The following is a 24938-nucleotide window of genomic DNA, read 5'->3' as shown; positions in this document are numbered from 1 at the left end:
GGGGAGCCAATTTCATAAGACATATTTCTAGAAGACGTCAGTGAAAACTGTACGTCTTTTTTTATGCCTGCAATTTATGCATACAACGAATCCGTGGTAAACCCTGCCGGCTTTACCTAGNTCCAGTCGAACCGAAAAGCCTATCAAAACACAAAAATCATCCCAGCAAACCCTGCAGAGTTTTATAAAAATACTATAAGTATTGATAAAAGCTTTCTGAACATCAGACAATTTGATGCTAATACTAAAAATAAAACACTTTGCTATTACTCTATCGATATTCATTAGTAGCTCGACGGTCTACGCACAGCCCGAGGTGATCAAGGTAAATATTTTGCCAACCATCGAGCAAAATCTTCCCGTTACAAGCTTTAGGTTAAGACGAGCACTTACAAGAACCGAACTGGCATTCGAGCTACAAAACCTTCCCAATAGACGCTCTTTTCAAGAACTTCTTTCAAGCTCAATAGGCTTAGAATTAGTCAGAACACCAAGCGCTATAAAATACACGCACGACATCATTAAACTTGAACCACCAATCAGCACCCTTGAGTTCACTGTATTTACTACAAACAAAAGACATCAATTATGCGAAGTGAGCGAGAACAAACTTAAAGAGAAAACAGCCGCCGGAATTCATGGAGTAAAACTATACAAAACTTACTTTGAACCACTGTTTGCATCAATAAATTTAGTACCAAACACTGAAGCTGTCGTTAAGTTCGTAAAACTTGGAAGGTCAGACTTTGGGATACTGCCGACACCAACATTAAACTCACTGAAAGCTAGCCAGCGCGAAAGTCTATTTCTGTGTAATCAGTTTGTGGCTGAGTTTCGCTTTCATGCCCACTTACACACAAAATATAAATGGGCTCAAAAACCGATAGAAAACTTACTTAGAAGAGAATTTAAAAACTAATCTGATGCACACGGTCTAATTAACCCCAGCAGATATGGTAGACGAAAATTCTCCTTGAACATCATCAGCGTCAACCGTCGCAATCGCGAAATAATAGGTACCACTATTCAAATTATCTAGCGTGTATTGCGTTACGTTACCACCACTAATGTTAATCGTACTGGTCATATCTCCGGCACTGCTTCCATACTTAATGACATAGCCATTAATTTCATACAGTTCAAGATCACTACCATCTTCGCGTTCAACCGGAATATCCCAAGACAGAGAAATGCTGCGTGAAGAAGTATCATTTGAACCGCCATTAGACTGCTGACCATCATTGGAATTAGCGTCGTCCGAAGAATCACCACTATTCTGGTTGTCAGCAACATATTGATCATCCGTTGAATCACTTAAATCGTCAGGCTGACTAACATTTTCATCGTCAGCGCTTAGTACTTGGACAACAACTTCCGCAGTTGCGCTTGTAACGACACTTGATGGATTAGATACGCGTAGAGAGTAACCTCCTGAATCATTGATACTCACTGAACTCAACACTAATGCAGAAGTTGTTGCACCTTCAATCAACTCACCATCTTTAAACCACTGATAAGAAATTGGCGAACCACCAATAATATTTGCCGTCAACGATACCCGTTCACCGGCTTCAGTTACCACACCAACAGGCTGAGCCATAATCTGGACTCGCTGAACCAAAGCCCCTTGATCCATCGCACTATTCTGCACCTGAACAAGCTCAGTTACTAACTGATCATAATTCGACTCATCTTGACCTAAGTGCAAGCTAGTTACATCTGAAATAACGCCTTGCGCAGCGTAAACCAACTCATCAACAGCTACAGTGCTTGAGTCTTCTTGATCAAACAACACTAAACTGCCGCTTGCCTTCAGATTCATTTCGATCTCTTCAAGTACGTCAGTCACACCATCATATGCCCCGCCATTAGCTAGCTCATGCATACCCGCACTAATAGAAGATAATTTAACCCGCTCCGCGCTTGCAGACGACCTTTCGTCTACTTCTGTAATATCTATAGGCTCCCGTAATAAAACACCTTGCTCAAGATCGAACAGGCCCTCTATTTCATTCTGTGCGGCTTGAGTGGCGGCGATGGTTAGACCACTATCAGAATACTCTGCTTTTACGCGCACCATGTGGGTAAAAGGCGTAACATGAACACTGTTATCGGAAACAGACTCGAGAACAGGGCTAACGCTTGACAATACTAAGTCAGCACCTGGCGTAAAATCTTCGCCGAAATCGTACACACCGTTTTCGCTACAACCGCTCGTCGCCTCACAAGTCATTCGCGTTTGCTCATCAGCCGTCACCTCAAAAACAATCTGCTCACCTACAACACTGCGAGGAAGATTAATTGAGTAATAGCCTTCAGAATCTGTGCGCACCGGACTCCCAACTACTGAAGAGGCGACATTCTTTTGGCCATTCGTTTGAATACGATATGCCGTCACCAAACCCTGCTTGATGACACCTTTGACTGCGCGACCACTTACAGACACCTCACCTGACAATGCAGCGGTTGCAACAGGCGCCGCACTAGCGTCATCAGAGCCGGAACCGCCACCCCCGCATGCCGCGAGCCCTAAAACGCTTGCTAGGATAGAGGTTTTCAATAAGTTTTGAGTCGCTTGGTAAACCATCTTAATTCTCACCAAAATTCGTATCAGTGAGAAAAGCGTAGTCGTACCTCAGGAATTTAGACGGAATTACATCGCATATAATACTAGCTTTGCGTCATATTTTTGACCAATTTTCGTTTTGTGAATTACTGCAAATCCAATATAAGTGCTAAGTCACGCAGAACCTGCTAACTAGTAGTTTTGTGCAACAACTTTGCAACGGGAGCAAAAGACTTTCGATGCTCTGGACAAACACCATGTTGATCAAGCGCAAGAAAATGCGCCTTTGTGGGATAGCCTTTATGCTTCGCGAATCCATACTCAGGATAGTAAGCATCCAGACGAACCATATCAGCGTCGCGCCATACCTTGGCGAGAATAGAAGCGGCGCTAATACACTTCGCCAATGCATCCCCCTTTATTAAAGGACTTGCTGAGCAATTGAGACCCTTTGGAACACGATTTCCATCGACAAGCACATGCTCGGGACGAACGCTAAGAGAGTTAACCGCACGCTCCATCGCTAACATGGAGGCATGGAAAATGTTTAGCTCATCGATCTCCGCTGGGCTTGCTTCAGCGATAGACCACGCAAGCGCTTTACTCTTAATTTCGTCAGCAAGTTTCGTGCGTTTTTTTTCAGACAGTTTTTTAGAGTCTGCTAAACCTTCAATTTCTTGGTCAGGATCAAGAATTACGGCTGCAGCAACCACAGAACCAACAAGCGGCCCTCGGCCAACCTCATCAACTCCAGCTAATAACTGCCCAGAATAGCCCTTAGCGTACTGAAAATCATCACGGAAGAAGCATTCCATTAACGGCGAACCAAATCCAAAACAGCTTGAGCAGCTTCGGAACTAGCGTTACGTTGCAGGCTTTCATGTAGAGAAGTGAAAGTAGCAGCGACTTCGTTCTGACCCTCATCAGAAAGGCGCTCTAAAGCAGCCTTAGATATATTAACCGCCGTTGCGTCGTCTTGTAACAACTCTGGCACTAGTAGCTTATTCGCTAATAAGTTTGGCAAAGCGACAAATGGCGTCTTAATTAACCTCTGCATCACCCAGTACGTAAGCTCGTTCAAACGATACGATACAACCATTGGCCGTTTCATCAACATACACTCAAGCGTAGCAGTTCCAGATGCTAGCAACACCAAATTGGAAGCTGCCATCACCTCGCGTGAACGCCCAAGTACTAACGAAACGTTGAGATCCGGGAATTCTTTTAATATCTCTTCAACTTGGTCGAAACGATCTTGATTAACACAAGGAACAACAAACGTTGTCGATGGATTCTCTTTTCTGATTAATTCTGCAGCTTCAAAGAAGGAGCGAGCGATACGGCTTACCTCGCCCGAACGACTTCCCGGCAATATGGCTACCATGGAGTCCATATTTTGGAGACTTAAAGCCTTTCGTGCTGCTTCTCTATTAGGCTTAAGGGGTATCAAATCGGCGAGAGGGTGTCCGACAAACCGAACAGAAACATTGTGCGATTTATAAAACTTTGCTTCAAACGGAAATAGGGTCAACATCAAATCAACCGCGCGGGCAATCTTAACAACACGCTTCTGACGCCATGCCCATACCGACGGACTGACATAATGCGCGGTCTTGATTCCAGCTTGCCGTAACTGCAACTCTAAACCGATGTTGAAGTCAGGCGCATCGATTCCAATAAAGACATCTGGCCGATTCGCTAGAAAATGCTTTTTGAGCCCGCGCCTTATCCCGAATAACTCAAAAATACGCCCGAGAACCTCAAACAAGCCCATTACAGATAGGCTCTCCATCGGGTAAAGGGATTCAAAGCCCTCTTTTTGCATCAAAGGACCACCAATTCCCGTAAAACGAATATTTGGATCGTGCGCCTTAAGCTCTTTAACTAAACCAGAGCCCAATATATCCCCTGAAGCTTCACCGACCACAATACCGACGTGAAGGGGCTTATTTGCTGGGTCATTCGACATAAAGTTAACGCATCAATCCGCGATCAGATCGTTCGATACTTTCGATGAATGTCGCGATTACGCCGTCAATGTCCTCAAGCCGCTTCAACTCGTCTAAAGCATCAGTCAAACGAAGACCATTGCGGTACAGTGTGCGATATGCGGATTTAAGTAACTTAAGTGATTCTGGAGAAAAGCCTCTACGTTTTAAACCTTCAGAATTAAGCCCATGAGCCGAAGCAGATTGGCCACTTGCCATCACAAAGGCGGGAATATCGCGCAACACAATACTGCCGCCAGCACTCATAGCATGCGCCCCCACCTTACAAAATTGATGAACCATGGTGCCACCACCAAGTATTACGTGATCATCAACATGAACGTGACCCGCCATGGTTGCAGTATTTGCAAATATGCAGTGACTGCCGATACGACAATCGTGTGCTACATGCACGTAAGCCATAAACAAATTGCCGTTACCAATGGTAGTCACCCCTTCATCCTGAATCGTTCCACGATGAATGGTGCAGCCTTCACGAACAATGTTGTCGCTACCCATTACCAGACGGGTTTTTTCACCCGCAAACTTCTTGTCTTGGCACTCTTCCCCAACGCTCGCGAATTGGTAAATTTTATTTCCTGACCCGATTACCGTCGGGCCATTAATTACAGCATGCGAACGAATATCGCAGTTGTCTCCAATTTCTACATCCGGGCCGATTACCGAGTAGGCACCGATCGAAACATTCGCGCCGATTTTGGCGCTAGGATCGATGATCGCAGTAGAATGAATTGTCATTAACGTTCTCTCTCAGCGGTCATAATTTCCGCAACACAAACCACCTCGCCATCTACAAGAGCGCGGCAGTCAAACTTCCAAATATTGTGCTTAGCCGACAATATGTCTGACTCAAGCACTAACTGATCTCCAGGCACTACAGGACGTTTAAAACGAACTTTATTAACGCCCGCAAAGTAATGCACTAAATTCTCATTAGGCTTTTTATCTGTTGTCACAAAACCCAAAATGCCAGATATCTGAGCAAGCGCCTCTAAAATGTATACTCCCGGCAGAATTGGCATCCTAGGAAAATGCCCCTGAAAGAACCCTTCGTTAATAGATACATTTTTATATCCTGTAATTCGCTCACCACCAACAACAGAGGTAACTCGATCAACAAATAAAAAGGGCGGTCGATGGGGTAGATATTCATGAATTTCACCGATATCCATCGTGCGCACAGTATTTTCCGCCGTCATATTAATTCCCTTATTCTGGATTGATCGAGTCTAGTCGTTTTTCAACAGCCTTCAAACGAGACTCTGTACTATCTAAGCGTCGCAGTCGTGCAATGCTGCGCTTCCAATCTTTGTTACTCTGAACACCTGTGCCGGAGGAATATGCGCCAGGTTCGGTCAAGCTCTTTATGACCATGGTCATTGCAGTAATATGCACACCATCAGTAATCGTCAAATGCCCAGCAATACCACTTGCGCCGCCGACGACACAATTTTTACCTATCGTTGTTGACCCTGCGACAGCGGAACATGCTGCAATCGCGGTGTTTTCGCCAATCACAACATTGTGAGCAATCTGTATTTGGTTATCTAAAATAACGCCATTGCTAATAACAGTATTATCGAGCGCGCCACGATCGATCGTAGTATTCGCACCAATTTCAACATCATCGCCGATAACTACGCCACCCAACTGACTAATACGTTGCCAACCAATACCTGTCGGCGCAAATCCAAAGCCTTCAGATCCTATCACCGCCCCTGCTTGAACAGTGCAACGCTCTCCAATCGTCACCCCATGATAAACAACAACGTTACTATAGAGACGAGAATTGGAACCAAGCTCAGAATTCGCACCGATTGACACGTTATCACCGACATATACGCCATCACCGATCACGACATCATCTGCGATGACAACGCCATGTCCAATATATACATTACTCCCAATACTCGCTGATTCCGCAATAACGGAGCGATCAGAAATGTCGGGCGTAAAATTAGCGACGGAATCCCACTCGACACTTAGTTTGGCGTATGCGAGGTATGGATTCTCATGAACGAGAGCATTTCCCTCGAAACCTTCTGCGAGTTTAGGCGATAAAATGACAGCGCCTGCTGAGGTCGTCGCCAAATGCTTTACATAGGCAGGATTTGCAATGAAGCTCAGCTTAGCCTGATCCGCATCCTGAATAGTCGCTAAGCCATTAATGGCTAATGACTCGTCACCTTGAACAGAGCCACCAACTTTTTCAGCAAGCTGGATAAGAGTAAAAGTCTTTTGAAGCATATATAATCGTCAGAACTCTATTTTAATGCATCAAGCATATCGATGATTTTTTGTGTGTAATCAAGTTTTGGATCGGCATACAAAGCCGCTTCTCTTGGCATAATGACATCCAGCTTTTCCTGAGCAACCAAGTCTGCAATCACCTTATCCAAATTCGGGCGTGACAGTTCTAAAAATTCCTGACGCTTCTCAGCCAAAGCCTTATCAAGCTTCGTTTTCAAGTAACGAAACTCTTGCGCTTTTTCCTCTAAATCCGCGGAAAGTTTTGCTCGTTCGCTATCACTCATAATTGCCGCATCGTTTTGCAAACGCAGTTCAAGTTTGCGCGCAGCCTCACTTACAGCGCGGACCTCAAGGTCTTGTTCCTTAAACTCAGCGACCATTTTATCCGAGAAGCTTTGTGCCGCCTTTGACGAAAATAAAGCTGCTCGCATATCGATCAAACCAAGGCGAGTCTCAGCTGCAACTGAGAAACTAAGCATCGCAAGCATTACCACAGCACTAACTGATCTAACTAATTTCATGAGATAAAATCCTCGTTTTTATTAAAATGGTTGTCCAAGAGAAAACTGGAAAAACTGCTTTTCGTCTTCAGGCGTCGCATTCATGGCCTTGCCAAAGCTAAATCCAAGTGGACCGATAAATGTATTCCACTGCAAAGCTAAGCCAGTTGACCATCTAATTTCTTCAAACGCAAAGTCATAATCTCGCGCGGTATCAAATACATTACCCGTATCAACAAAGTATGCCATTCTCATGGAGCTTTGATCTTTGATAAAAGGCAATGGAAATATTAGTTCAAAACTATTTTCAACTAGCAAATCACCGCCAAATGGATCAGCTGTCGCAAACTGGAACTGCTCAGTTGTCTTGGGACCAAGAGAGTTGTTTTCATACCCTCTTACCGAGTTGATACCACCGGCATAATAATGCTCATAAAATGGCATTTGATCTGTGTCACCATACGCCCCGCCATAAGCAAGCTCGTTCCGCATACGGAAAACAAAGTCGTGTTGACTGCTTAGCGGAACGTAAAAATTAGAGTTATAGCGAACCTTGTAAAATGAAAGATCGCTTCCCGGCACAGTAATCGAAGCGCTTAAACCTTGGCGCCAACCAGCGGTTGGGAACATGCCTCGATTCAATGTACTACGCGACCAACCACCATCAAGCTCATAATTGTTGAATGAATCGCCATACTTTTGAATGAAGCGATCAATTTCTAAGGCGGGTAAATCTCCAACAGATAAGCTCGTATGGTTGTACCCCACTCCAAAGCTTAAACGAGATACCGGGTCTATTGGATAACCGAAAGTTACTGACGCCCCAGTGCTATCAAGAACATAATCAGAACGATTCGATTCATCAAAATCAGTCTCTCTTGCGAAGATACTAAACCCTCGACTAACCCCATCCACCGTGTAATAAGGATTCAAATAACTAAAATTAGCGGATTTGACAGACTCACTAGTATTTACACCGAAGGAAACGCGCTTACCGGTACCAAAGAAGTTATTTTCAGAGACACTTAAACCCAAAGTGATACCACTACCCTGGCTAAAGCCTAAGCTAGCAGAAAGATTGCCGGAGCTTTGTTCTTCGACAGAGTAATTTACGTCAATCTGATCATTTACACCTGGAACCGCAGGCGTATCGACCGTGACGTTAGCGAAATATCCTAGACGAGAAAGTTTTGTCTTAGATGCTTCAATTAGATCAGTCGATGCCGAAGCACCCTCAATTTGAACCATTTCTTGACGGAGAACCTCATCTTTAGTGGTTGTATTTCCGCGGAAATTAATTCGACGAACGTAGTTTCGCTTTCCTGGGTCAACATAAAAAACAATGCTCGCGCTATTATCGTCATGAGGCTCAGGAATTGGATTAACACTCGCATAGGTATATCCCTCGCCACCGAGTGCGCGAGAAATATTGTCTGCAGAGAGCGTTAATTTCTGACGTGAGAATGTATCCCCCTCTTTGACGAGTACGAGCTTTTCTAGTTCTTCTTTTTCTAAAATTAGCTCGCCCTTGAGCTGAAAGTCTCGCACCGTAAATAACGGACCTTCAGTGACGTTAATAGTAATAAAGACGTCCTTGCTGTCCTGCGAAATAGACACTTGCGTAGAGTCGATCGTGAATTTGATATAGCCACTATCAAGATAATACGAACGAATCCGTTCGATATCACCACTCAATTTTTCACGACTATATTTGTCATCACTCGTTACGAACGACCAAAAGGTAGGTGTTTTGAGTTCCATCAAATCGATAAGAGACTCATCAGAGAAAGCATCATTACCAACGATGTTGATATGAAGAATCGAAGACACTTCACCTTCTTCAATATTGATATTGATATTAACGCGATTCTGCTCAAGAACCTCGACTTCTGCGTCAACTGAAGCACTATAGCGCCCTTGAGTGACGTAAGAACGCAGGATTTCGAGTTCCAAACGTTCCAAGGTGACGCGCTTAAAAACCTGACCCTCGGACATCCCAGCTTGCTTCAAGCCTTCCAACAAGTCCTCGGCTGCAATATCTTTGTTACCCTCAATTTCAATCTTAGCTATAGAAGGACGCTCAACGAGAGAAACAATCAGATCTCGATCATCTACAAGCAATTTTATATCTGTAAACAAGCCCGTCTGAAATAGCGATCTACTCGCCTCAGACAACTTCATCGTATCAACTTCTTCCCCAACGGCTATTGGAAAACTCGAGAATACCGTACCAGCCGAAACACGCTGCAACCCTTCAACTTGAATATCTTCGACTTGAAAGCTTTTCGCATTTACAGAGAAAGCAAGCACCATCCCTATCGCTAACGCAAAAAAGGCGGGGTACCAAGAAATACTATTCATTCATTACTCACACACAAAACTACCGAAGAGGCAGCATTAAAGACGCATAATATCGTTATAAAAAGCGACTGCCATTAACATAAACACAAAAGACATGCCGAGTTTTAGCGCCATCAACTGACTCTTTTCGGAAAGCGGCTTACGACGCACAGCCTCAACTAAATAAAACAGAATATGGCCGCCATCCAACATTGGAATCGGCAACAAATTCAGAACACCAAGGCTAACGCTCAAAAGCGCCAGGAACCTCAAGAACTCTTCTAGACCAGTACTAATAGACTGATTTGCGACGCGCGCAATCGTAATAGGGCCACTTAAGTTATCCAGCGAAACTAAGCCAACGACCATTTTTTTCACAGCACCAAAAGTCATCGCAATATCTGACCAAGTCTGTGATGCAGCTGCGCCAACTGAATCAAGCGGGCTATAACTTACTTGAACAATCAACTCTTCTGGGTATTTATAAGGCTCGACACCGACACCTATCTTTCCTACAAGGCGTCCTTGTGATTCGACACCTTCAGGCACAACTTTAAGCGCCACTAAACCCGGAGATTGAGATCGCTCAACTTCAACAATCAACTGCTGACCAGCACTGTTCTGAACAATCTCTACAAATTGATACCAATCATCAATTTCGACTCCGTCAGCAACCCGGACAATATCACCCGATAACATTCCAGACTGATCGGCCGCGCCGCCTTCTATAATAGTGTCCAGTACAGGCTCAATTCTTGGCTTAAAGGGTTCTAAACCGAAACTACGTAATAAGTCAGGTTCTTTCTCGCCAGCTACCCACTTGTCTAGCTCAACATCAAACTGCTTACTGACGCCATCAACCTGAGCAGTTAACGATACTGTGTCCGTATCACCAATATAATTCACCAAACCCATAACGAGATCACGCCAACCATGAACGGGCTCATCGTCAATTTGAGTAATAATAGAACCAACAGGAACTTGAGCTTCGTAAGCTGGACTTCCATCGATGACAGCACCAACCTTTGGCTGTATTGCGCTAAAGCCCAATACAAACATTAACCAGTAAGCTAATACCGCAAATATAAAGTTTGCTAACGGGCCAGCGAACGCAATTGCTATACGTTGCGAAACAGGTTTTGAAGAAAAAGCCTGAGCTTTGAGCTCACTTGGTACATGACCTTCTCGTTCATCAAGCATGCGAACGTATCCGCCTAACGGGATCGCGGCAACTACATACTCTGTTCCTAACTTGTCATGCCAACTAAAAATCGGCTTACCAAAACCTACGGAAAATCGTAGGACCTTAACACCACATCGTCTTGCCACCCAAAAATGACCGTACTCATGGACGGTCACCAAAATACCGAGGGTAATAATTAACGAAATGACTGACTCTAAGAATTCCATGGCAACTGTTAAACTAACGCTTGTGTTTCGATGAAAGATTCAGCAAGAGAACGAGCATCTTTATCTGCTGAGAAAATATCAGTAATCGTACCGACCTCAGTCTTTGGTGCACGACTCATTGCATTGGCGATAATATCAGGAATATCGACAAACCTGACCTTACCTTTAAGAAATGCATCAACTGCGACTTCGTTCGCAGCATTTAAATAAGCAGAGGCATATCCACCGGCGTCAAACGCTTCGCGAGCCAGATTCAAACATGGGAACAAATCGCTATTTGGCTTTTCAAAATGCAGCGTTGCAATTTCAGTTAAGTCTAAAGGCTTAACACCGCACTCAATTCTATGAGGCCAACTCAAACCATACGAGATAGGCGTACGCATATCCGGCTCTCCCATTTGCGCCAATACAGAACCATCTCCATAACGAACCATAGAGTGAACAATGCTTTGAGGATGCACAACAACCTCAATATCGGCATTTGAAACATCAAACAACCAACAAGCTTCAATCAACTCTAAACCTTTGTTCATAAGGCTTGCTGAATCGACTGATATTTTTCTACCCATTGACCAATTGGGATGAGTGCACGCTTGCTCTGGCGTTACCAACTCAAGCTGATGCCGATTGAAAGAACGGAACGGACCACCGGAAGCGGTCAATAATATTTGGGTTACTTCCGAACCAGGCTTATTCCCACACGCGTAGTTGTGCGGTAAGCACTGAAAAATCGCGTTATGCTCGCTATCGATAGGCAACAGGACACCATTGGACTCACGCACTGCATTCATGAGCAGCGATCCCGCCAACACGAGAGACTCTTTATTCGCTAAAAGAAGTTTTTTTCCTGACTGGGCCGCAGCAAAACTCGAAGATAAACCAGCCGCACCAACGATTGCAGCCATAACAATATCTACTTCATTATGGCTAGCGATAAATGTTAACGCGTCCGCCCCAAACAAAAGTTCCGTGTCGGTACTCGCATTTTTAAACGCCTCAACCGCATCAGCACGCACCTGCTCAGATGAAATAACGGCATACTTGGGCTTGTGAACCAAACACAGCTTTAGTAGCGCCCGCCAATCAGAATGTGCGCTTAGAGCAAATATTGAAAACTTCTCAGGGTGCTGCGCGCAAACATCTAACGTACTTAAACCAATAGAACCTGTCGCACCTAATACACAGACAGCTTCAGAACTCACTGACCACCCCAAGAGATCCAAGCAAAGCTATAAAGAAGTGCAGTTAGTACTGGAATACTAGCTGAAAGGCTATCGATACGATCAAGCACACCACCATGCCCAGGTAAAAGATTACTACTGTCTTTAATACACGCCTCACGCTTGAACATGCTCTCGGTCAAATCACCGAAAATCGAAATAATTGCGACCAACAAAGTAATAATGACAAGCTGAATTGTCATTGACGCACTTAAACCAAGATACGCTGAAGACGCTAACGCCAATAAAACCGTACAAGCCAATCCGCCCCATGCTCCCGCCCAGCTTTTACCAGGAGAAACTGCAGGCGCTAGCTTTGCCTTGCCAAACGCTCTCCCGGCAAAGTACGCGCCGGTATCCGCAGCCCATGTGAGCAATAATGCGTAGAGCAGAATGATATGTACTTCAATATCTAGACCAATACTCATCTCTGCTTCGCGGAGGGCGAGCATCGTTTTCCAGAACGGAATAAGGACAAATAGACCAATAAACAACTTAACTGAGCGTTGCTTCCAAAATCGACCTGTATCTGGGTAGCGAAGCACCAAAACGATCGCGACAAGCCACCACAATAATCCGGCGTATAAAATTGGGGTTGCAGGCAAATAACGCGCAAATATCAGCCAAATAGCAATATAAACAGCATACGCAACACGCAGTGATTGAGCTTCATAACCAGCAATACGTGCCCATTCCCACGCGGCCACAGCAACAATACCACCCACAAACCAGTAAAAACCCTGTACGTCCGTACCAAACACACCCGCCAATGCAAGCGGCGCCAAGATCAATGCAGTAATTATTCGATGCTTAAGCAAACCAAAACCCCTTGTATTTACGCTTAGCTCTTAACGGCTAAGTTCTTCATCTTCTGGCCAATTAACATTATTTAGATCTTCAGCTGACGGCGCATCAGCAAGCTCTCCGGACACTTGTTCGTCAGTCTGTCCGAAACGTCGTTTTCGCAGTGAATAAGCTTTTATTGCCTCTAGTATTTCAGCTTCTCTAAAGTCAGGCCAATAAAGATCTGAGAAATAATATTCCGCATAAGCAAGCTGCCAAAGCATAAAGTTACTAATACGATATTCACCAGCGGTACGAATCATCAAATCTGGCATTGGCAAATCACCAATACTTAAATTTTTCTGGATTAAATCCTCAGTAATATCGGATGGATTTAGCGCTCCGTTAGCAACGTCTTGGGCGAGATGACGAACCGTATTCGCAATATCCCATTGACCACCATAGTTTGCGGCAACCACCAAGGTCATCCCAGTATTGTCAGCAGTTAACGACTCAGCACTTTCCATATGCTTTTGAAGCGATTCGCTAAACTTGGAGCGATCACCAATAATTCTTAAACGAATATTATTCTTGTGAAGCTTCTTAACCTCGCGCTGTAGCGCAAACAAAAACAGCTTCATTAGCGCACCAACTTCAATTGCTGGGCGACGCCAGTTCTCACTACTAAATGCAAACAAGGTAAGAACTTCTATCCCTTCTTTAGCACAAGCACCTACTACTGAGCGCACGGCCTCTACCCCAGCCTTATGACCGGAAACGCCAATTTGCTTTCGCGCTTTTGCCCAACGATTATTGCCATCCATAATGATCGCAATATGCTTTGGTTTAGAATCTGCGCAATAAGGTATCTTTGAACTCATTATTATCTTTAAACACTAATAGGGCCGCATAAAGCAGCCCTTAGTTATCTATTGGGAAGCTTAAACTTCCATCAAATCAGATTCTTTATCTTGTAGCATTTTCTCAACATCAGCTACGTACTTATCCGTTAGCTTTTGCATTTGATCTTCGCCACGCTTTTGGTCGTCTTCAGTAATCTCTTTTTCCTTGACCAAATCTTTAAGCATCGAATTACCATCGCGACGCGCGTTACGAATAGAGACTCGAGCACTCTCGGCGTCTGATTTAGCAAGCTTAACCATATCGCGGCGTGTTTCTTCAGTTAGCGCAGGCATCGGTACACGCACTAAATCGCCAGATGTTGAAGGATTCAAACCTAGATTCGCAGCCATAATCGCTTTTTCAATCGCGGGAACCAAGGGCTTTTCCCAAGCCGAAATAGCAAGTGTACGACCATCTTCAACACTAATATTCGCAACCTGCTTAAGTGGCGTATCTGCGCCATAGTAAGAGACCATGACGCCATCTAAAATACTTGGGTGCGCACGACCAGTTCGAATTTTTGCAAACGCAACAGAAAGTGCTTCCAAGCTTTTTTTCATTCTGTCTTCAGCATCTTGCTTAATATCTTCAATCACTGCGAATTCCTCTTAAAATCTACTAGTTAACTATTCTTGTTCAGATACTGGAGCTTGGGCCGGCTCAATCAAAGTACCCTCAGGTTCGCCAACCATAATAGAAGTTAACGCTCCTGGTTTATTCATATTAAAAACACGTACAGGCATTTCATGGTCGCGACACAAGCAAATGGCAGTCAAATCCATCACACCAAGCTTACGGTCGAGAACCTCATCGTAAGTAAGGCGATCAAACTTCTTCGCTTTTTTGACTTTCATAGGATCGGCATCATACACGCCGTCAACTTTTGTGGCCTTTAAAACAACATCAGACTCTACCTCTATTCCGCGCAAGCAAGCCGCAGAATCTGTCGTAAAAAATGGATTACCTGTACCTGCACTAAAAATAACAACATCGCCGTCTTTCAACCAACGCATCGCGGTCCTACGATCATAGTGCTCGACAACACCACTCATTGGTATTGCAGACATAACACGCGTGGAAATATTAGACCGCTCTAAAGCATCGCGCATTGCAAGTGCGTTCATTACAGTTGCAAGCATTCCCATATGATCACCCGTTACACGATCCATGCCCGCAGCGCTTAACGCAGCACCTCGGAACAAGTTACCGCCGCCGATTACCATACCTACCTGCACGCCAATACCGATTAGTTGACCAACTTCCAGCGCCATACGATCCAGTACCTTTGGGTCGATACCGAAGTTCTCATCACCCATGAGGGCTTCGCCACTTAATTTAAGTAGCACTCGCTTATATTTTGGCTGCAAGTTTGTTGGCATATGTCGTGTCCTGAAAAGCGTATTTGAGCGTAGCGTCACCTTAGTTTTTCTGACGCCATATAAAACAATGCCGCACCTTAAAGCTTAAGGTACGGCACCGGCGCGAATTGTAGCAAGAAGCAGAGTTTGCCGCTACGACAAAAACACTTCTTTAGATCGCATATTAGATATGGAGATTAAGCATCGCCAGCCAACTGAGCAGCAACTTCAGCTGCAAAGTCAGTCTCTTCAACCTCAATACCTTCACCCACTTCAAGGCGAACGAAAGATACGATCTCAGCACCACCTTCTTTCGCTAACTGGCCAACAGTAAGCTCTGGATTTTTAACGAAAGGCTGCTCTGTCATAGAGTTCTCTTTAAGGAACTTCTTGATACGACCACCCATCATTTTCTCAACGATCTCTGCAGGCTTACCTTCCATGTCAGGTTGCGCCTTAATGATTTCTTTCTCTTTCTCTAACTCTTCTTCAGCCATATCTTCTGGGCGAAGAACACGAGGGTTTACCGCAGTTGCGTGCATAGCGATATCTTTAGCTAACTCAGCAGAACCACCAGATAGCACAACAATTGCACCAATACGGTTGTTTGAGTGAACGTATGAACCAACAACTGCACCCTCAAGAGCTACAGCGCGACGAGGAGAGATATTCTCACCAACTTTTTGAACAAGCGCTTCACGCTCAGCATCTAACAAACCAGCAACATCAGTTGAACCGCTAGCAAACGCCTCTTCTGCAACCTTATTAGCAAACGCCAAAAAGTCTTCGTTCTTCGCAGCAAAATCTGTTTCTGAGTTAACTTCTACCAACATTGCTTTTGACGCGTCGTCAGCAACTTTAACAACAACAACACCTTCTGCAGCAGTACGACCAGCTTTCTTAGCTGCTTTCATACCGCTCTTCTTACGCAATTCTTCAATTGCCTTATCTACATCACCGTCCGTCTCAGCGAGTGCTTTTTTACACTCAAGCATACCAAGACCAGTACGCTCACGAAGCTCTTTTACCATTGAGGCACTAATTGCAGCCATGATATTTCCTCATCTATATCGCCTGTAATAGGCATTTAGGTTTGTTAGCGTCGTGGACATCGTTAAATCCCCGCCGCAAAATTTTTAGCTATTTAGTACAAAAGACCTGCAAGCGAACTTGCAGGTCTTTTGATTTTTCAAAGCTTGAAAGCTAACAGATTACTCTGCCGCTGGCGCTTCTTTTGCTTCTTCAGCAACTTCTACGTATTCGCCACCGTTTGACGCAGTGCCTTCAACTACCGCATCAGCAAATGCTTTCGCGTAGATTTGAATCGCACGAATCGCGTCATCGTTACCTGGGATAACGTAGTCAACACCATCAGGATCACTGTTAGTATCAACGATACCGATAACAGGAATACCTAATTTGTTCGCTTCTTTAATTGCGATACGCTCGTTATCAACATCGATAACAAATAACGCATCTGGCAAGCCGCCCATATCTTTGATACCGCCGATACCACGCTCAAGCTTGTCCATCTCACGCGTACGCATCAAGACTTCTTTCTTGGTTAGTTTTTCGAAAGTACCATCTTCTTTCTGCTTCTCAAGATCGCGTAAACGACGGATGCTTTGACGAATCGTTTTGTAGTTGGTCAACATACCGCCCAACCAACGATGATTCACGTAAGGCATACCCCCGCGCTCAGCTTCCTCTTTGATGATTTTGCTAGCCGCACGCTTAGTACCAACGAACAAGATTTTGTTCTTGTTCTCAGCAAGTCTTTTAACCATCGCTAAAGACTCGTTGAAAGCAGGAACTGTTTGTTCGAGGTTAATGATATGGATTTTGTTTCGGGCACCGAAGATGTATTTGCCCATTTTTGGATTCCAGTAACGAGTCTGGTGTCCGAAGTGTACACCTGCTTTAAGCAGGTCGCGCATTGAAACTGCTGCCATGTTTACATTCCTTAATGTATTGGGTTGAACCTCCACGACCCCCATTTAACAACCATCAAGACAAAAGCTTTCAAGCACCCAGTTAAACGTGACGAATCGTGTGCGGATTTATTAAATTAATAGCATTACTGCCATGCGAAAATTCGCGGTGCGCTTTATACCATAAAGACACACCAATGAAAAGCTTAGCCGCCCACTTTGAGTTTTAAGCCTGACCTAAAGTAATAATGGCCTTTGTAATCCGCTACAGTCACTGTAGAATGGCGCGATTAGGTGTTTTAGACTTATTCGCCCCAGACTTATTAACTACGACTATCTTTTATACTTATGACCGTCACTATTAAAACTCCTGAAGAAATCGAAAAAATGCGCATTGCCGGCGGTTTAGCCGCACAAGCATTAGAAATGATAGGCCCTTACGTAAAAGCGGGCGTCACGACGGAAGAGTTAGACAAGATTTGTCATGATTACATTGTCAACGAGCAGCAAGCGATTCCCGCCCCTCTAAACTACAAAGGATTCCCTAAATCCATTTGCACCTCGGTTAACCATGTTATTTGTCACGGCATTCCAAGCGAGAAAAAGAAGCTAAAAAATGGTGACATCATTAACATTGACATCACAGTTATAAAAGATGGCTATCATGGCGACACCAGCAAGATGTTTTTTGTTGGTGAACCGAGTATCGCTGCGGAGCGTTTAGTTAGAATTACGCAAGAGTGCATGTATAAAGGCATTGCTTTGGTCAAACCAGGAGCTCGCTTAGGTGATATTGGCGCAGTCATTCAAAAGCACGCTGAGAGCAACTACTACTCGGTTGTGCGAGAGTATTGCGGCCATGGTATCGGCGCGGTATTCCACGAAGACCCTCAAGTCATGCACTATGGAAAGAAAGGCACAGGCATGGAGATCAAAGAAGGTATGACCTTCACGATCGAGCCGATGATTAACCAAGGAAAGCGACACTGTAAATTACTCCCGGATGAGTGGACCGTTGTCACGAAGGATCACAAGTTATCAGCGCAATGGGAACATACGATTCTTGTCACAAAAGATGGTTTTGAAGTCCTAACGATGCGCCAAGAAGAGAAAGAGCATTTCGGTTTAGCATGAACTATCAATTAGCGGAACCAACAATTAAATCCCGCTTTTTAGAACAATCTGGCATTTCACTAACAACACTGTTTGAAGATCTGACCGGCCAAGGCTATCCAGCAAAGGCTACAAAAGAATATCTAAAACGTGCTGCCGATTGCTTCGACGAACTCTATTGTGACGGCGAAGATATCCGAGCGATCATTGGCGCCAAAGCATGGTTTATGGATCAAGTTCTTAACGCTCTCTGGTCACGTTACGCGTTTGATCAAGATAATTTTTCTCTGATCGCTGTTGGTGGATATGGTCGCGGAGAGTTACAGCCTCATTCAGACATTGATCTTCTTATTCTTGCAAAAGATCAGATCCCCACTGAATCTGAAAGCGATCTAAGCAGCTTCATTACTCTGCTGTGGGACCTGTCGCTCGAAATAGGACATAGTGTTCGTACAATCGACGAATGTATTGAGCAAGCAAGCCTAGATGTAACGATTGCAACAAATCTTTTAGAGACTCGAACAATTTCCGGCGCCGAGTCATTAAAATCAACACTCACAAGCCGTATGTATTCTGACGAAGTCTATACGTCCAAAGACTACTTTATGGCCAAGTTCAAAGAGCAAGTCGAACGCCACGAACGTTATGGTGGCAACGAATACAATCTTGAGCCGAACATTAAAGCTTCGCCTGGTACACTTCGCGATATTCAGACAGTTGGCTGGATTACAAAGCGTCACTTTGGCCCTGAGGCCAAAACCGCAAGAGAACGATATCACTTTCTGACGGACGAAGAATTCAACCTCCTTCTTTCAGGGGAGACCTTTTTATGGTCTTTGCGCTATGGTCTTCAGATGGTTGCAAATCGAAGCGAAAACCGACTGCTGTTTGATCACCAACGCAAGGTTGCCAAAATTCTTGGCTACGAAGACAGTGACAATTCACTGGGCGTTGAGCTTATGATGCAGCGCTACTATCGTACTGTACTCGCTCTTGCTGAACTCGCTGATGTGATTCTTCAGTACTTTGATGGTTTTTATCTTAATCCAAATCGAGAGACTGTAACGACTCCACTGAACAACCGCTTTCAAGTTAGCAATGGCTATGTAGAGACGGTAGATGATGGTGTCTTTGATCGCTCCCCGTACGCACTGATCGAAATATTTTTGTTAATGGCGCAAAACCCTGCAATCAAGGGTATTCACGCGACAACGATTAGACTGATTCGAGAACATCAATATCTGATCGATGATAGTTTCCGCGCAGACCTAGCTAACACGACAATGTTCCGAGAGATTCTGCGAACACCGCATAGACTTCACCGAACCTTGCGCAACATGCTTAAGTACAATGTACTTTCCCGTTATTTACCTGAATTTGCCTCGACCGTCGGACAGATGCAGCACGACCTGTTTCATACCTATACTGTTGACGCGCACACCATTCGACTAGTTAGAAACATTGTTCGATTACATGACGAACAGCACAAAGAATCATTTCCGCTCGCCGCTTCGCTCGTCAAAGGACTTCCTAAGTTAGAGCTGTTGTATGTAGCAGGCATTTACCACGATATTGCCAAAGGTCGAGGCGGAGATCATTCCGAACTTGGCGCGATCGACGTTCGTGCATTCTGTCAGCGCCACCACTTTAGTGAGCGCGACACACACTTGGTTTCTTGGCTGGTTGAACAGCACTTATTGATGTCGACAACTGCTCAGAAAAAAGACGTAGCTGACCCTGAGATCATTTACGAGTTCGCAGCAAAAATACCGAGCATTGTCCATTTAGAATATCTCTATGTATTGACGGTATGCGACATTGCGGCGACGAACCCGAAGCTATGGAATACTTGGCGAGCAAGCTTACTACAGCAATTGTTTGTGGAAGCACGCCGCGCCCTACGTAAAGGCGTTGAATCTCCGGTATCAAGAGGTGCCTGGATTAACGCAACTCGCCAAGAAGTGCGTTCGACCCTGTTTCAAAAAGAGTATCTTGCCTCTCACGTAAATGACCTAGTAGATACGCTTGACGACGAGTTCTTCCTTCAAGGAGCAGTTGACGACATCGTATGGCAGTGCGAAGCGATCCTTGCACAAGAAGACAAGGCACAGCCCGTTATTGCCCTTAGAGATAAAGACGATGGTACCAATCAGGGGTTCTCGCAGCTGATGGTTTACCTACGTTCAGACGACGATCTTTTCGCTGCAAAGACCGCGATGCTTGAACAGCTCAACATTAACGTATTGAGTGCGCGCATTAGCTCAGCGAGTGGCGGCTTTACCGTAAGCAACTTCGCGATCACTAATTCTAATGGCGATTCGCTAGCAGACGACCCAGAACGAAAGTCTCTTATTATTGAAAAGCTCTCCGAGGCACTTGATGATCCAAACGACTACCCTGAAATCATTGGTAGACGAACGCCTCGCGCCCTTAAACATTTTTCATTCCCTACTGAGGTTACGCTAAGCAACGATGCAGTAAATCATCGAACAGTCGTCGAGGTCGTAACACCTGACCGTCCAGGACTACTAGCACGTATTGGCCATATTCTTTATCAGCACGATCTAAGCTTGGTAAGCGCAAGAATCGCCACCTTGGGTGAACGTGTAGAAGATGTTTTCTTTATCACGCAAGAAAACGGTTTTCCTTTGAGTGATGTTGAGCAATGCGAAACGCTACAGCACGATATTTGTACGCAGCTAGATGAGCTTGCTAGTACCGAATCCTAATTAATTGAATAGACAAGTACATGAATCCTTTATTAGACAAGCTCCAGCCTTACCCTTTTGAAAAGCTGACCAAATTACTCGGCGAGGTCCTAGCGAATCCTAAACTAGCGCCAATTAAGTTATCTATTGGCGAACCAAAACATCCGGCTCCTGAATTTGTGACCAAGATACTTATCGATAATATCAATAAGGTTGAAACGTATCCGACAACCAAGGGTATTCCTGAGTTACGCGAGTCTATTGCCAACTGGGCAACGCAACGCTTCGATTTGGCACAGTCACCGTTAAATCCAGATACTCAAGTTCTTCCTGTTAACGGAACCCGTGAAGCGATATTTTCATTTACGCAGGCTTGTGTGGACGATACGGCAAACGGCCTTGTTGTTAGCCCTAATCCTTTTTATCAGATATATGAAGGGGCAACATATCTCTCAGGCGTAGATCTTAAACTTTTACCATGTCTTGAAGAACATGGTTTTCAACCTGATTTTGATGCCGTTGATGAAGAAACTTGGCAACGCTGTCAGATTCTATTTTTATGTTCTCCCGGCAACCCCACTGGTGCGGTTGTTGATCTTGAAACGCTAGAGCAGCTCATCCATCTATCAGACAAGTATGATTTTGTACTTGCGTCAGATGAGTGTTATTCAGAAATCTACACGGACGAGACCAATGCGCCAATTGGCCTACTCGAAGCGTGTGTAAAACTGGGCCGAGTTGATTACAAAAACTGTATCGTTTTTCACTCTTTGTCCAAGCGTTCTAATTTACCCGGCCTCCGCTCTGGGTTTGTAGCGGGCGATGCTGACTTACTCGCGCAGTATTTGAAGTATCGTACTTATCATGGCTGTGCACTACCCGTGCATCACCAACTCGCAAGTATCGCGGCGTGGAATGATGAAACTCATGTTGTGGAAAACCGAGATCAATATCGCGCCAAGTTCAAAGCTGTGCTAGAAATTTTGGAACCGGTCATGGATGTTGAGCAGACCGACGCAAGCTTCTATTTATGGGCAGAAACACCAATAAGTGACGAACAGTTCGCGCAACAATTGTTTAAAGAACAAAATGTCACGGTTGTACCCGGTTCTTATCTCTCACGCGCCGTTGGCGGAATAAACCCTGGAGCAAACCGCGTCAGAATGGCACTTGTTGCCCCCGTAGATGAATGCGTCGAAGCAGCAAACAGAATCAAAACATTTATTGAAGGTTTGAAATGAGTACTTCTACCAAAATCTACGGCATTAAAGCTTGCGATACGATGAAAAAAGCCACTACTTGGTTAACCAATCACGATATCGAATTCGAGTTCCATGACTACAAAAAGTCTGGCATCACACAAGAAAAACTCGAGTTTTGGTTAAGTCATGTGGAATGGGATCAACTCATTAATAAACGTGGTACAACTTGGCGAAAGCTAAGTGACGAGCAAAAGACCGATGTAAATAATCAAAAAGCAATCGTACTGATGCTTGAAAATCAGTCGCTTATAAAACGCCCGTTGATCGAATACAACAACCAGGTTTACTTAGGCTTCAAACCTGAGACCTACGAAACAATTTATTCTTAAACGACACGAATACGGAAAGATTATGACAGTAGCAATTGGCCTAGGTGTAGGCTCAAAAAACGCAAATGGCGAATGGCTTGAAACGTTATTCCCAGCTCCGCTATATCAACCTGAGCAAGGCCTTGTTGACGCACTTCTCTCTACATTAGGTTTAGATGGCGGAAACCAGACGCTGACACTCACTGCGGAGCAAACGCAGCTTATCGCTGACACCCACGCACTCGGCGAGCTATCTGTTGTTGCAGAAAAACTAAGAAGCTCAGAAAACCCTGTCGCTCTCGTTATTATTGAAGAAGATACGACAGCATCGAGCACACCAGAGGTGTACTTAAAGCTACACCTTATCTCTCATCGTCTAGTGAAGCCTCACGGCATCAAGCTCGACGGAATCTTTGGTCTACTTCCTAACGTCGCATGGACAAACGAAGGCGCAATCGACTTAGCAGAATTACCACAACGCCAACTTGAAGCGCGTATGCAAGGTAAAGTCATTGAAGTGAAGTCTGTCGACAAATTCCCACAAATGACCGACTATGTGGTTCCTTCTGGTGTTCGTATTGCTGATGCGGCGCGCGTTCGTCTCGGCGCTTATATCGGTGAAGGCACCACCATTATGCACGAAGGTTTTGTTAACTTTAACGCTGGCACCGAAGGCACTTCAATGGTTGAAGGCCGTATTTCGGCGGGCGTTATGGTCGGTAAAGGCTCTGACCTTGGCGGCGGCTGTTCGACAATGGGCACGCTATCAGGCGGTGGTAATATCACCATTTCGGTTGGTGAAAGCAGCTTAATCGGTGCAAATGCAGGTATCGGTATTCCACTAGGCGATCGCTGTACTGTTGAGTCTGGGCTATATATCACAGCAGGTACAAAAGTTGTGATGCTAGACGCTGATGGAAATGAAGTTGAAACAGTTAAAGCGAGAGACCTTGCCAATAAAGCAGACTTACTATTCCGACGTAACTCTGCTAACGGTCGTGTTGAGTGTTTAACTAACAAGACCGCAATTGAGCTTAACGAAGCGCTTCACGCGAACAATTAAGCTTTAATAGATAGGGGCAGCTTAATGCCCCTTCTTCAAGTGATATTTATATTCATACAAAGAGCTTCTGATGCCAGATATCAACACGCCCACTATCAAACTAACGCAACAACTTATTCAGCAACCTTCCGTGACGCCTGATGACCATGGCTGCCAAAAAATAATGGAAGATCGTCTTGATAAGCTTGGTTTTATTTGTGAGGCAATGGACTTCGAAGAAGTGACTAACCTTTGGGCGCGTAAAGGCCGCCAGTGGCCGCTCGTTTGTTTTGCTGGCCACACCGATGTTGTGCCAACTGGACCTGAGTACCAGTGGCAATACCCTCCTTTTGAAGCACGCATTGAAGACGGGCATATTCATGGACGCGGTACCGCAGACATGAAAGGTAGTTTAGCGGCGTTTATCACGGCAACTGAGCGCTTCATCGAAAAGTATCCAGAGCATAAAGGCTCTATCGCCTACTTGATTACGAGTGATGAAGAAGGTCCAGCGAAAAATGGAACGGTAAAGGTCATCGAAACCTTAGAAGCTCGTAACGAGAAAATTGACTGGTGTCTTGTTGGCGAACCCTCAAGCACCACAACGCTAGGTGATGTCATTAAGAATGGCCGTCGTGGCTCTTTGAACGCAAAGCTTACTATCAAAGGTAAGCAAGGGCATGTTGCCTACCCGCACCTTGCAGATAATCCTATCCATAAAGCTTCCAGAGCGCTTGCTGAATTAGCAGATATTGAATGGGACCAAGGAAATGAGTTCTTTCCAGCAACCTCTTTCCAAATCACCAACTTTAACTGCGGAACTGGCGCTACTAATGTCATTCCAGGCGTTGGTGAAGTGTTGTTTAACTTTAGATATTGCACAGAGGTGACAGCAGAAGAGCTCACAGAGAAAACCGAAGCAGTACTCGAAAAGTATGACTTAGACTACGACATTGTATGGAACCTGAGCGGACGACCATTTCTTACTGAGGCAGGCCCACTCGTTGAGGCCGCCGTTGCGTCAATTAAAGAAGTCAAAGGAATTGATACCGAGCTATCCACTAGTGGAGGCACATCAGACGGCCGGTTTATCGCGCCAACAGGTGCACAGGTCTTAGAGCTTGGCCCATTAAATGCGACCATTCACCAAGTGAACGAGCACGTAAGCGTTCAGGATTTGAATGATTTGTCAGATATCTATGAAGGTATACTGACGCGGTTGCTAGCGCCATAGT

General features: G+C 44.8%; 23 protein-coding genes. 7 read left to right on the top strand and 16 right to left on the bottom strand.

The genetic code is table 11. From position 1 onward, the window contains the following. Positions 1 to 334 precede the first annotated feature (334 nt). Positions 335 to 919 (top strand): hypothetical protein, encoded by a 585-nt coding sequence (locus tag A3762_RS04695; RefSeq protein WP_156493233.1) that lies wholly within the window; start codon positions 335 to 337, stop codon positions 917 to 919. A gap of 15 nt (positions 920 to 934) precedes the next feature. On the opposite strand, the gene A3762_RS04690 is transcribed toward A3762_RS04695, so the two are convergent. The 16 genes from A3762_RS04690 to rpsB all read right to left on the bottom strand — a co-directional run bounded on the left by A3762_RS04690 (position 935) and on the right by rpsB (position 17291). After that, complete coding sequence (locus A3762_RS04690; protein WP_068754313.1) at positions 935 to 2587, bottom strand: immunoglobulin domain-containing protein; 1653 nt, start codon at positions 2585 to 2587, stop codon at positions 935 to 937. A gap of 167 nt (positions 2588 to 2754) precedes the next feature. Further along, complete coding sequence (gene rnhB, locus A3762_RS04685; RefSeq protein ID WP_068754311.1) at positions 2755 to 3381, bottom strand: ribonuclease HII; 627 nt, start codon at positions 3379 to 3381, stop codon at positions 2755 to 2757. Then, positions 3381 to 4535 carry a lipid-A-disaccharide synthase gene (gene lpxB / locus A3762_RS04680; protein WP_068754309.1) on the bottom strand — a complete coding sequence of 385 codons (1155 nt, stop codon included), beginning with the start codon at positions 4533 to 4535 and terminating at the stop codon, positions 3381 to 3383. Before lpxB ends, rnhB begins: the two co-directional genes overlap by 1 nt. Positions 4536 to 4539: 4 nt before the next feature. Beyond that, complete coding sequence (gene lpxA, locus A3762_RS04675; protein WP_068754307.1) at positions 4540 to 5313, bottom strand: acyl-ACP--UDP-N-acetylglucosamine O-acyltransferase; 774 nt, start codon at positions 5311 to 5313, stop codon at positions 4540 to 4542. Then, entirely contained in the window at positions 5313 to 5747 is a 435-nt protein-coding gene (fabZ, locus tag A3762_RS04670; protein ID WP_068754319.1) for a 3-hydroxyacyl-ACP dehydratase FabZ, read from the bottom strand. The genes lpxA and fabZ overlap by 1 nt, the downstream gene beginning before the upstream one ends. Positions 5748 to 5784: 37 nt before the next feature. Beyond that, positions 5785 to 6822: a UDP-3-O-(3-hydroxymyristoyl)glucosamine N-acyltransferase gene (gene lpxD / locus A3762_RS04665; protein WP_068754305.1), complete on the bottom strand. Its 1038-nt coding sequence runs from the start codon at positions 6820 to 6822 to the stop codon at positions 5785 to 5787. A 17-nt stretch (positions 6823 to 6839) separates the two neighbouring features. Further along, complete coding sequence (locus tag A3762_RS04660) at positions 6840 to 7346, bottom strand: OmpH family outer membrane protein (protein WP_068754303.1); 507 nt, start codon at positions 7344 to 7346, stop codon at positions 6840 to 6842. 21 nt (positions 7347 to 7367) lie between these two features. Continuing rightward, a complete protein-coding gene (gene bamA / locus A3762_RS04655; RefSeq protein ID WP_068754301.1) occupies positions 7368 to 9686 on the bottom strand; it encodes an outer membrane protein assembly factor BamA in 2319 nt (772 codons plus the stop codon). Between the two features lie 36 nt (positions 9687 to 9722). Beyond that, a complete protein-coding gene (gene rseP / locus A3762_RS04650; RefSeq protein ID WP_068754299.1) occupies positions 9723 to 11075 on the bottom strand; it encodes an RIP metalloprotease RseP in 1353 nt (450 codons plus the stop codon). 8 nt (positions 11076 to 11083) lie between these two features. After that, complete coding sequence (gene ispC, locus A3762_RS04645; RefSeq protein WP_068754297.1) at positions 11084 to 12277, bottom strand: 1-deoxy-D-xylulose-5-phosphate reductoisomerase; 1194 nt, start codon at positions 12275 to 12277, stop codon at positions 11084 to 11086. Then, entirely contained in the window at positions 12274 to 13113 is an 840-nt protein-coding gene (locus tag A3762_RS04640) for a phosphatidate cytidylyltransferase (protein WP_068754295.1), read from the bottom strand. Before A3762_RS04640 ends, ispC begins: the two co-directional genes overlap by 4 nt. A gap of 30 nt (positions 13114 to 13143) precedes the next feature. Continuing rightward, complete coding sequence (locus A3762_RS04635; RefSeq protein ID WP_082868941.1) at positions 13144 to 13959, bottom strand: isoprenyl transferase; 816 nt, start codon at positions 13957 to 13959, stop codon at positions 13144 to 13146. Positions 13960 to 14019: 60 nt separating this feature from the next. After that, positions 14020 to 14577: a ribosome recycling factor gene (gene frr / locus A3762_RS04630; RefSeq protein WP_068478419.1), complete on the bottom strand. Its 558-nt coding sequence runs from the start codon at positions 14575 to 14577 to the stop codon at positions 14020 to 14022. 30 nt (positions 14578 to 14607) lie between these two features. Next, on the bottom strand, positions 14608 to 15360 hold the full coding sequence (gene pyrH, locus A3762_RS04625) for a UMP kinase (protein ID WP_068478421.1): 753 nt from the start codon (positions 15358 to 15360) through the stop codon (positions 14608 to 14610). A 176-nt stretch (positions 15361 to 15536) separates the two neighbouring features. After that, positions 15537 to 16391 carry a translation elongation factor Ts gene (tsf, locus tag A3762_RS04620; RefSeq protein ID WP_068478422.1) on the bottom strand — a complete coding sequence of 285 codons (855 nt, stop codon included), beginning with the start codon at positions 16389 to 16391 and terminating at the stop codon, positions 15537 to 15539. A 159-nt stretch (positions 16392 to 16550) separates the two neighbouring features. Next, positions 16551 to 17291 carry a 30S ribosomal protein S2 gene (gene rpsB, locus A3762_RS04615; protein ID WP_068754293.1) on the bottom strand — a complete coding sequence of 247 codons (741 nt, stop codon included), beginning with the start codon at positions 17289 to 17291 and terminating at the stop codon, positions 16551 to 16553. Positions 17292 to 17618: 327 nt separating this feature from the next. On the opposite strand from rpsB, the gene map reads away from it, so the two are divergent. From map to dapE, 6 genes are all read left to right on the top strand, one after another. After that, on the top strand, positions 17619 to 18404 hold the full coding sequence (gene map / locus A3762_RS04610) for a type I methionyl aminopeptidase (protein ID WP_068754291.1): 786 nt from the start codon (positions 17619 to 17621) through the stop codon (positions 18402 to 18404). Continuing rightward, positions 18401 to 21112, top strand: a complete 2712-nt coding sequence (gene glnD / locus A3762_RS04605; RefSeq protein ID WP_082868940.1) for a [protein-PII] uridylyltransferase — start codon at positions 18401 to 18403, stop codon at positions 21110 to 21112. Before map ends, glnD begins: the two co-directional genes overlap by 4 nt. Before the next feature lie 20 nt (positions 21113 to 21132). Beyond that, positions 21133 to 22332, top strand: coding sequence for a succinyldiaminopimelate transaminase (gene dapC, locus A3762_RS04600; protein WP_068478426.1), 1200 nt, complete (start codon positions 21133 to 21135; stop codon positions 22330 to 22332). After that, positions 22329 to 22682, top strand: coding sequence for an ArsC family reductase (locus A3762_RS04595; RefSeq protein WP_068476057.1), 354 nt, complete (start codon positions 22329 to 22331; stop codon positions 22680 to 22682). The genes dapC and A3762_RS04595 overlap by 4 nt, the downstream gene beginning before the upstream one ends. Before the next feature lie 22 nt (positions 22683 to 22704). Beyond that, positions 22705 to 23724 (top strand): 2,3,4,5-tetrahydropyridine-2,6-dicarboxylate N-succinyltransferase, encoded by a 1020-nt coding sequence (gene dapD, locus A3762_RS04590; protein WP_068478428.1) that lies wholly within the window; start codon positions 22705 to 22707, stop codon positions 23722 to 23724. A 70-nt stretch (positions 23725 to 23794) separates the two neighbouring features. Further along, positions 23795 to 24937 (top strand): succinyl-diaminopimelate desuccinylase, encoded by a 1143-nt coding sequence (dapE, locus tag A3762_RS04585; RefSeq protein ID WP_068754290.1) that lies wholly within the window; start codon positions 23795 to 23797, stop codon positions 24935 to 24937. Position 24938: the final 1 nt, after the last annotated feature.

Source organism: Oleiphilus sp. HI0125 (genome assembly GCF_001635355.1).
The sequence above is the reverse complement of the archived record's forward strand: the minus strand, read 5'-3'. Positions and strand labels throughout refer to the sequence as shown.

Coding starts and splice junctions, on each gene's coding strand:
- dapD (WP_068478428.1), top strand. CDS start 22,705: ATGACAGTAGCAATTGGCCTAGGTGTAGGCTCAAAAAACGCAAATGGC.
- lpxA (WP_068754307.1), bottom strand. CDS start 5,313: ATGACAATTCATTCTACTGCGATCATCGATCCTAGCGCCAAAATCGGC.
- rpsB (WP_068754293.1), bottom strand. CDS start 17,291: ATGGCAGCAGTTTCAATGCGCGACCTGCTTAAAGCAGGTGTACACTTC.
- fabZ (WP_068754319.1), bottom strand. CDS start 5,747: ATGGATATCGGTGAAATTCATGAATATCTACCCCATCGACCGCCCTTT.
- rseP (WP_068754299.1), bottom strand. CDS start 11,075: ATGGAATTCTTAGAGTCAGTCATTTCGTTAATTATTACCCTCGGTATT.
- lpxB (WP_068754309.1), bottom strand. CDS start 4,535: ATGTCGAATGACCCAGCAAATAAGCCCCTTCACGTCGGTATTGTGGTC.
- A3762_RS04635 (WP_082868941.1), bottom strand. CDS start 13,959: ATGAGTTCAAAGATACCTTATTGCGCAGATTCTAAACCAAAGCATATT.
- map (WP_068754291.1), top strand. CDS start 17,619: ATGACCGTCACTATTAAAACTCCTGAAGAAATCGAAAAAATGCGCATT.
- dapE (WP_068754290.1), top strand. CDS start 23,795: ATGCCAGATATCAACACGCCCACTATCAAACTAACGCAACAACTTATT.
- rnhB (WP_068754311.1), bottom strand. CDS start 3,381: ATGGAATGCTTCTTCCGTGATGATTTTCAGTACGCTAAGGGCTATTCT.
- bamA (WP_068754301.1), bottom strand. CDS start 9,686: ATGAATAGTATTTCTTGGTACCCCGCCTTTTTTGCGTTAGCGATAGGG.
- dapC (WP_068478426.1), top strand. CDS start 21,133: ATGAATCCTTTATTAGACAAGCTCCAGCCTTACCCTTTTGAAAAGCTG.
- A3762_RS04660 (WP_068754303.1), bottom strand. CDS start 7,346: ATGAAATTAGTTAGATCAGTTAGTGCTGTGGTAATGCTTGCGATGCTT.
- pyrH (WP_068478421.1), bottom strand. CDS start 15,360: ATGCCAACAAACTTGCAGCCAAAATATAAGCGAGTGCTACTTAAATTA.
- A3762_RS04690 (WP_068754313.1), bottom strand. CDS start 2,587: ATGGTTTACCAAGCGACTCAAAACTTATTGAAAACCTCTATCCTAGCA.
- tsf (WP_068478422.1), bottom strand. CDS start 16,391: ATGGCTGCAATTAGTGCCTCAATGGTAAAAGAGCTTCGTGAGCGTACT.
- lpxD (WP_068754305.1), bottom strand. CDS start 6,822: ATGCTTCAAAAGACTTTTACTCTTATCCAGCTTGCTGAAAAAGTTGGT.
- glnD (WP_082868940.1), top strand. CDS start 18,401: ATGAACTATCAATTAGCGGAACCAACAATTAAATCCCGCTTTTTAGAA.
- A3762_RS04595 (WP_068476057.1), top strand. CDS start 22,329: ATGAGTACTTCTACCAAAATCTACGGCATTAAAGCTTGCGATACGATG.